5 protein-coding genes are annotated in these 7192 nt (G+C 57.5%); 3 read left to right on the forward strand and 2 right to left on the reverse strand.

Translation table 11 applies throughout. The features are described from left to right. Positions 1–537: 537 nt before the first annotated feature. Complete coding sequence (locus EOL86_10695; GenBank protein NCD26040.1) at positions 538–1719, reverse strand: iron-containing alcohol dehydrogenase; 1182 nt, start codon at positions 1717–1719, stop codon at positions 538–540. 482 nt (positions 1720–2201) lie between these two features. Here EOL86_10695 and EOL86_10700 point away from each other — a divergent pair, with 482 nt between their 5' ends. Genes EOL86_10700 through EOL86_10710 form a run of 3 tightly spaced genes read left to right on the forward strand, consistent with a single transcriptional unit; the run spans position 2202 to position 5949 of the window. After that, positions 2202–3344, forward strand: a complete 1143-nt coding sequence (locus EOL86_10700; GenBank protein NCD26041.1) for an iron-containing alcohol dehydrogenase — start codon at positions 2202–2204, stop codon at positions 3342–3344. Next, the gene (locus EOL86_10705; GenBank protein ID NCD26042.1) at positions 3344–4570 is read left to right on the forward strand and encodes a PAS domain-containing sensor histidine kinase; all 1227 of its coding nucleotides are present in this window, start codon (positions 3344–3346) and stop codon (positions 4568–4570) included. The genes EOL86_10700 and EOL86_10705 overlap by 1 nt, the downstream gene beginning before the upstream one ends. Further along, positions 4567–5949: a sigma-54-dependent Fis family transcriptional regulator gene (locus EOL86_10710; GenBank protein NCD26043.1), complete on the forward strand. Its 1383-nt coding sequence runs from the start codon at positions 4567–4569 to the stop codon at positions 5947–5949. Before EOL86_10705 ends, EOL86_10710 begins: the two co-directional genes overlap by 4 nt. 139 nt (positions 5950–6088) lie before the next feature. Here the strand turns inward: EOL86_10710 and secA are convergent. Beyond that, the coding region (gene secA / locus EOL86_10715; protein ID NCD26044.1) for a preprotein translocase subunit SecA at positions 6089–7192 on the reverse strand (1104 nt) is incomplete at its 5' end.

Here is a 7192-nt window from a genome sequence, read left to right on the forward strand (position 1 = left end):
ACCCTGGAGGTCAGGGCACGTCCGCCCAGGCCGACCAGATCGCCAAGCTCTTCGAATGTGAAGCTCTTGGTTCGCGTATTGATGCGTAGAATTTTCATGACATCTCCTTGTTACTTGGTTTTATTCATTTCCTGAAGGCACATGCTGTCATTTTCGGCATAAAACAAAAAAAAGAGCAGGGCTGGGAGATTGCCAACCCCCAACCCTGCCCCAGTGACTGGTTTTGTTTGCGTTACGGCAAAAAAACTTAGTTCCCGGTTTTCAGATCAGTCCCGTTCACAGACACATGTATCTCGTCGCGTTTACCGTCTAAAACACCTCCATGCCGCTATCACGCCATGTTTCGTCGAACCGGTGTTCTTCCAGAAAATCATCGTCCCGCATGGTCGCGTTCAGTTCCTCGCGCGAGGCGCCGACTTTCCAGTCCACTTCCTCAAGGGACACCAAACTCGCATCATCGATCCACATGCGGTCCTCCGTGTTTCCTCGTCCTTGCCGTAAAAAACGCCGGAAGCGATGCTTCCGGCGCATGGATCATTACAGAGCGGCCTCGTAAATGGCGGCCACGTCGGCGTCTTTCATCTTGCGGGGGTTGGTCAGACCGCAGGCGTCCTTCTGGGCGTTGCCCGTCATGATGGCGATGTCTTCCTTCTTCACGTTCTTGCCGTACTTCTTGCCAAGAGCGATCAGGCCGGAAGGAATACCAACGTCGGAAGACAGCAGCTTGATGGCGTCGAGGCATTTTTCTGCGGCGGCGCGGACCGGCATGCCTTCCACGTTCTCACCCAGGAACTTGGCCATGTCGACGAAACGTTCCAGCTTGGCGTTCATGTTGGCGCGTTCAACATGGGGCAGCAGAATGGCGTTGCATTCGCCATGCGGCAGGTCATAGAAGCCGCCCAGCTGATGAGCCATGGCATGAACGTGGCCCAGACTGGCGTTGTTGAAGGCCATGCCGGCCAAGAACTGTGCAAAGCACATGGCTTCGCGGGCTTCGATGTCGGAACCGTTGGCAACGGCCTTGCGCAGGTACTTGGCGATCAATTCGATGGCCTTCTGGGCGCACGCGTCGGTCATGGGGGTGGCGATGGTGGAAACATACGCTTCCACGGCATGCGTCAGGGCGTCCATGCCGGTGGCGGCGGTCAACGCCGGGGGCATGCCAACCATCAACATCGGGTCGTCGATGGCGATGCCGGGAGTAACGCGCCAATCAACGATGGCCATTTTCACGTGACGGGAAAGGTCGGTGATGATGCAGAAACGGGTCATTTCAGAAGCGGTGCCAGCTGTGGTGTTCACGGCCAGATACGGAGGCATGGGGTTGGTGGATTTGTCCACGCCTTCAAAGTCGTGGATCTTGCCGCCATTCGCCACGACCAAGCCGATACCTTTACCGCAGTCATGAGAGCTACCACCACCCAAGGAGATCAGGGAGTCGCAACCCTTGGACTTGTAAACGTCCACGCCGTCGTGCACGTTCTTGTCCGTGGGGTTCGGGATGGTGTCATCGTAAACTTCATACTTCATGCCCGCCGCATCAAGCAAATCGGTGATCTGCTTGGTGAGACCGCAACCAGTGATACCCTTATCCGTGACGATGAGTGGCTTGCTGCCGCCCAGGGCGCGAATTTTGTCCGGAATCTGCTTGGAAGCACCGATACCGATCAGAGTAACGCTGGGGATGAAGAATCCGTACACCATTTCTTGAACAGCCATGATTGCACCTCACTAAGGTTTGTAGAGCGTTTTTTGGACAATCAAAAAACTCTCTCTCCTTAGGCAAGATCGAGGCCAAAAAGCAAAAAAGTGACATTTTTTTAAAAAAAAGAACCCAACCACTTGTTTTAAAAATAAATCACAAACCAAACTCACACCCGTGCCCCGCAGAGGCAGCCTTGTCCCGCGAAAACAAAAAACAAACTGTATCACTTTGAGCCTGCCTCGCCGACAAGCCTTGAGACAATTTGACACATAGCGCCTTTCCTGACCAAAAAGACCTTTGCCAGCGGCCCCAAGGCTGTGTACAAACGCTACACATTTCAATAAAATATTATTTACTTTCAGATAGATAAAGCACTGAAGAAACCTTCGGCCATCGGAAAAGCTGAAAACACCGGGAAGCGGACACGTTCTTGCACGACAATCCTGGCCATCCCAACTTCAATCAGCGCCCATCGCGGCACAACGCAGGACCGAGCATGGACATTCGCAAATTCTCTCTTCCGGAAATCATCTTCGGCCATGGCAGCATGAGGTACACGGGCTCCTATGCCTTGCAGCTCGGCGCCAAAAAAGTCTTTGTCGTCAGTGATCCGGGCCTGGAACGCACGGGCTGGGTCGGCAAGCTCCTGGACGTGCTGGAAGCCAGCTCCCTGAAATGGGTCTATTATTCCAATGTCAGCTCCAACCCCCGTGACTATGAAGTCCACCAGGGCGCGGAACTGTACCTGCGCGAGGATGCGGACGTGGTCATCGCCCTGGGCGGAGGCAGTCCCCTGGACATGGGCAAGGGCGTGGCCACGGTGGTTTCCAACGGCGGCGTGATCCAGGATTACGAGGGCGCCAACCTGATCACCAATCCCCTGCCGCCGATGATCTTTCTGCCGTCCACGGCCGGAAGTGGCTCGGATATTTCCCAGTTCGCCATCATCACCGACGTCAAGCGTCAGGTCAAAATGTCGCTCATCAGTCGCAGCCTGACCCCCAACGTGTCCATCATCGACCCGCACATGCTGAGCACGGCCAACGACGATCTGATCATCTCCTCGGCCGTGGACGCCTTGTCCCACGCCGTTGAATCCTACACCTCCCTCATCGCCCATACCCTGACCGAGACCCAGGCCCTCAAGGCCATCCATCTCATCCTGCACAACCTTCAACCCGCCCTGAAATCCCGCGATCCCCTGGCCCTGGAAAATTTGTCCATCGCGGCCACGGCCGCCGGCATGAGCTTTGGCAACGCCAGCCTCGGCGCCTGCCACGCCATCGCCCACTCCCTGGGAGGCTTTTTCGATACGCCCCACGGCATGGTGCACCCGGTCCTCCTGCCAGCGGTCATGCGCTACAACACTCCGGCCTGCGAAGGCAAAATGGCCGTCATCGGCGAAATCACCATGGGCAAAAGACTTGGCTCCATAACGCAAACAGCCCTGGGCGGCATTGCCCGCCTGGAGGAATTCTTCCAGGAACTAAACGCCGCGACCCGCTTCCGGGACATCGTCGACGACGAAACCGCCTTCCCGCAAATCTGCGCCATGGCCACCAACGACGCCTGTCTCCTGACCAACCCACGTCCAGCAACGGCCGATGATCTGTTGACCATCTGCCGGGAGGTGTGGTGATGGCCAGGACCACTCTGAGCGATATCATCGGCCCGGAATACACCAAACTCGGCTTTTTCCGGGAAGTGCAGGAAAAGATGGGGGAGTTGCGGACCTACAACCAGGAGTTGGAGGAAAAAAAACAGGAAATCCAAGACATCCTGAATGGCATCATGGACCTGCTGGCCGTGATTTCGCCCGACTACCGGATCGTCTACGTGAACAAAGTCTTCCATGCCTATTTCGAAATCGAACGGCCCCAGGGGAGATTCTGCCACGAAGTGTTCCGGGGACGGAGCGAGCCCTGCCCGATCTGTCCCCTGCGCACGGCCTTGGAGACAGGCAAGCCAAGCCGGACCTTTTACGTCGATCCGCGCACCGAACTGACCATCCACTTTGAAATGGCGGCTTCGCCCATGTTCGACGACAAGGGGCGGGTACGCACGGTCCTGGTGACCAAACGCGACGTGACCCTGGAAAAGGAATACCAGGCCAAATACTATCAGGCCGAAAAAATGGCCACCATCGGCCTTTTGGCCGCCGGCGTGGCCCACGAAATCAACAATCCGCTGGCGGCCATCAGTGGATTCTCGGAAGCCCTCAAGCGTCGCATCCCCTATCTGGGCACGGTCCTCAACGACGACGCGGACAGAGCCATTCTGGAAGATTTCATCGACTACACCACGACCATTGTCGAGGAATGCAACCGCTGCCGGGACATCGTCGGCAACCTGCTGTCATTCAGCAGTCAAAAATCAAGCAAGTTCAGTTCGCTGGATCTCAACGCCCTGGTCACGGACACCCTCAAGATCCTGCATCACCAGATCAAGCTCCACCCTGGCATCACCCTGTCCCAAGAATTATGGGCCGACCCAGTCATGGTCCAGGGCGCCCAGGGAGAGCTCAAGCAGGTTCTGCTCAATCTGGTCTTAAACGCCATGGACGCGGTCAAGGCCAACGGCTCCATCACCATCCGCACCTCCCGGGAAGCCAACGGCCAGGCCGCCCTCATCGTCGAGGACAATGGGCACGGCATCGATCCGGAAACCCTGGGCAAGCTCTTCATTCCATTTTTCACCACCAAATCGCATGGACACAGCATCGGTATCGGGCTGTCCATCTGCTACAACATCATCCAACACCACGGTGGGGAAATCCACGTCTGCAGCGAACCCGGCAAGGGTTCCATCTTTCGTGTCAAGCTCCCGGCAAACTACACGCCACAAAATAAGGGCCACCTAGAATGAGCATTTTCAATTCAATCGAAATCCTTGTCGTGGACGACGAAGCCAATATCCGCAAACTCTTCACCCGGGAGCTGGCCGCTCCCGGACGGACCATCCACGCGGCGGGCACTGCGGCCGAGGCCTTCGAACTCCTGCACAAGCATTATTACGACATCATCATCCTCGACATCCGATTGCCAGATGCCAACGGCTTGGAATTGATGAGCAAACTCCTGGAAACCGTGCCCAACGTGGCCATCATCCTCATCACCGGGTACGCCGACGTCGATAACGCCGTGGAAGCCATGAAAAACGGGGCCTACGACTACATCACCAAACCCTTTTCCCTGGAACGGATGGAACAGGTCATCGAAAAGGCCTACCAACGCGTCCGTCTCCAGCGGGAAAACGAACTGCTGCGTCACAACACGGACCACAGGCCCACGCCAAAATTCATCGGGCACTCCCGATCCGTGCAGCAGGTCCGATTCCTGATCGAAAAAGCCGCGCCCACCGACGTGCCGGTCCTTTTGACGGGGGAATCCGGCACGGGCAAAAACGTGGCCGCCACGGCCCTGCACGCCAAGAGCAAACGCGCCGATCAGCCCCTGATCATCAAAAATTGTGGCACATTCGACAAGGAGCTGCTCCGCAGCGAACTTTTTGGCTACTGCAAGGGAGCCTTCACCGGCGCGGACCGCAGTCACGATGGCCTGCTTTCCCTGGCCCACAAGGGGACCCTCTTCTTCGACGAAGTGGGCGAGTTGTCCCTGGATTTGCAGGGCGCGCTCCTGCGCGTGCTGGAGACCCAGCATTTCCGCCGGGTCGGCGACAAGGAGGAACGCTGCGTGGACGTGCGCTTCATCTTCGCCACCAACAAAAACCTGGCCAAGGAGGTGGAGGAAGGGCGTTTCCACGACGCTTTTTTCCACCGCATCAACGTCTTCACCATCGAACTTCCCCCCCTGCGCGAACGACGGGAGGACATCCCATCCCTGGTCGAATACTTCCTCACGTCCCTGGCCAAGGACGGCAAGGAATACAAAATTTCTCCCCGGGCCATGCAACAACTCATGGACAACCCCTGGCCGGGCAACGTGCGCGAACTCAAAAACATCATCGAACGCGGCATAATCCTCGCCGAAAACAACATCATCAACGTCAAAGCCCTGCCCTTTTGCCAAAAAACCTGCCAAAACCCGCGCGAAAAGAACTTCTCCACTCTGGAAGAACTGGAAAGATCCCACATCAGCATGGTCATGCACGCGGTTCAGGGCAACAAATCGCGCGCGGCGCAACTCCTGGGTATCGGGCGCAAAACCCTGTACCGCAAGCTCGAGGAGTACCGCCTGGCTGAAAGCGGGGCCGGTCCGGATATCGGGAGCATTGGCAAGCATTAGCTGTGTCAATTCGACTCATCCGCGAACATGAGCCCGGAAATACAAAACCGAGGCCATCCCGCAATGGGATGGCCTCGGTTTTCTTCGCGGCACGAGTCCTCCGGAAAAACCGGCAAGCGACGTGAAACGGCCCTTCAGGTCAGGCGTTTTTCCCGCAGCACTTCTTGTATTTCTGACCACTGCCGCATGGGCACAGATCGTTGCGTCCGATCTTGGGATCGGCCCGGCGCACGGTATCCGGCTTGGCGGCCTCGGATTCGCCGCCCCCCGCGTATTTCACCTCGTCCTGTTCCTCGTGCTTGAGCTCTTCCTCGTGGACCACCTCCAAGCGCAAGTGCGTCAGGGCCTTCATGGTGTTCTCGCGAATGCGGAACAAAAGATTCTCGAAAAGCTCGAAGCCCTCGCGCTTGTATTCCTGCTTGGGGTCCCGCTGGGCATACCCGCGCAGACCGATGCCCTCCTTCAGGTAATCCATCTGCAGCAGATGGTCCTTCCAATTGCGGTCCAGGGCGTCGAGCAGGAAAAAGCGCAGCACTTCCTGGTACTGGAGCCCGGCGGCGGCGCGATGCTCATCCAGGATGGACAGGATGACGGTCCGGGCGTGGTCCCGCTCCACGAATTTTCCGGGTTCGGCCACGCGCTCGAAAGCAAAAACCTCGTCCAGCTTGGCCCGGACCATGGACTGAATCTCCGCCGCTGATTCGTTACGGCCTTTCTTGGACTCCAAGGGCTCGTAGACCTCGGTCAAGAGATCATCGACGAATTCCTCCACGGTGGGCTGCAAATCGTCGGCGGTCATCAGATCACGCCGCAAGGAATAAATGACCTCGCGCTGCTGGTTCATGACGTCGTCATATTCCAACAGCTGCTTGCGGATTTCGAAATTATGCCCCTCGACCCGTTTCTGGGCGTTCTCGATGGACCGGGTAATCAGGCCGTTCTCGATGCTTTGCCCATCCTCCAGGCCCAATTTCTCCATGATGCCGGCAATACGCTCGGACCCGAACAGACGCATGAGCGTGTCATCCAGGGCCAGATAGAAACGCGACGAACCCGGATCGCCCTGACGGCCGGCGCGGCCGCGCAGCTGATTGTCGATGCGCCGGCTTTCATGACGCTCGGAGCCGAGAATATGCAAGCCGCCCAACTCGCGCACGCCCTCGCCAAGAACAATGTCCGTGCCGCGGCCGGCCATGTTGGTGGCGATGGTCACCCGGCCCTTTTGTCCGGCCTGGGCCACGAT

The organism is Deltaproteobacteria bacterium (assembly GCA_009930495.1).
Taxonomy (GTDB): Bacteria; Desulfobacterota; Desulfovibrionia; order Desulfovibrionales; family Desulfomicrobiaceae; genus Desulfomicrobium.

What these genes read in the sequence shown, in the direction of transcription:
- EOL86_10695 (NCD26040.1), bottom strand. Translation starts at nt 1,719, where the DNA reads ATGGCTGTTCAAGAAATGGTGTACGGATTCTTCATCCCCAGCGTTACT.
- EOL86_10700 (NCD26041.1), top strand. Translation starts at nt 2,202, where the DNA reads ATGGACATTCGCAAATTCTCTCTTCCGGAAATCATCTTCGGCCATGGC.
- EOL86_10705 (NCD26042.1), top strand. Translation starts at nt 3,344, where the DNA reads ATGGCCAGGACCACTCTGAGCGATATCATCGGCCCGGAATACACCAAA.
- EOL86_10710 (NCD26043.1), top strand. Translation starts at nt 4,567, where the DNA reads ATGAGCATTTTCAATTCAATCGAAATCCTTGTCGTGGACGACGAAGCC.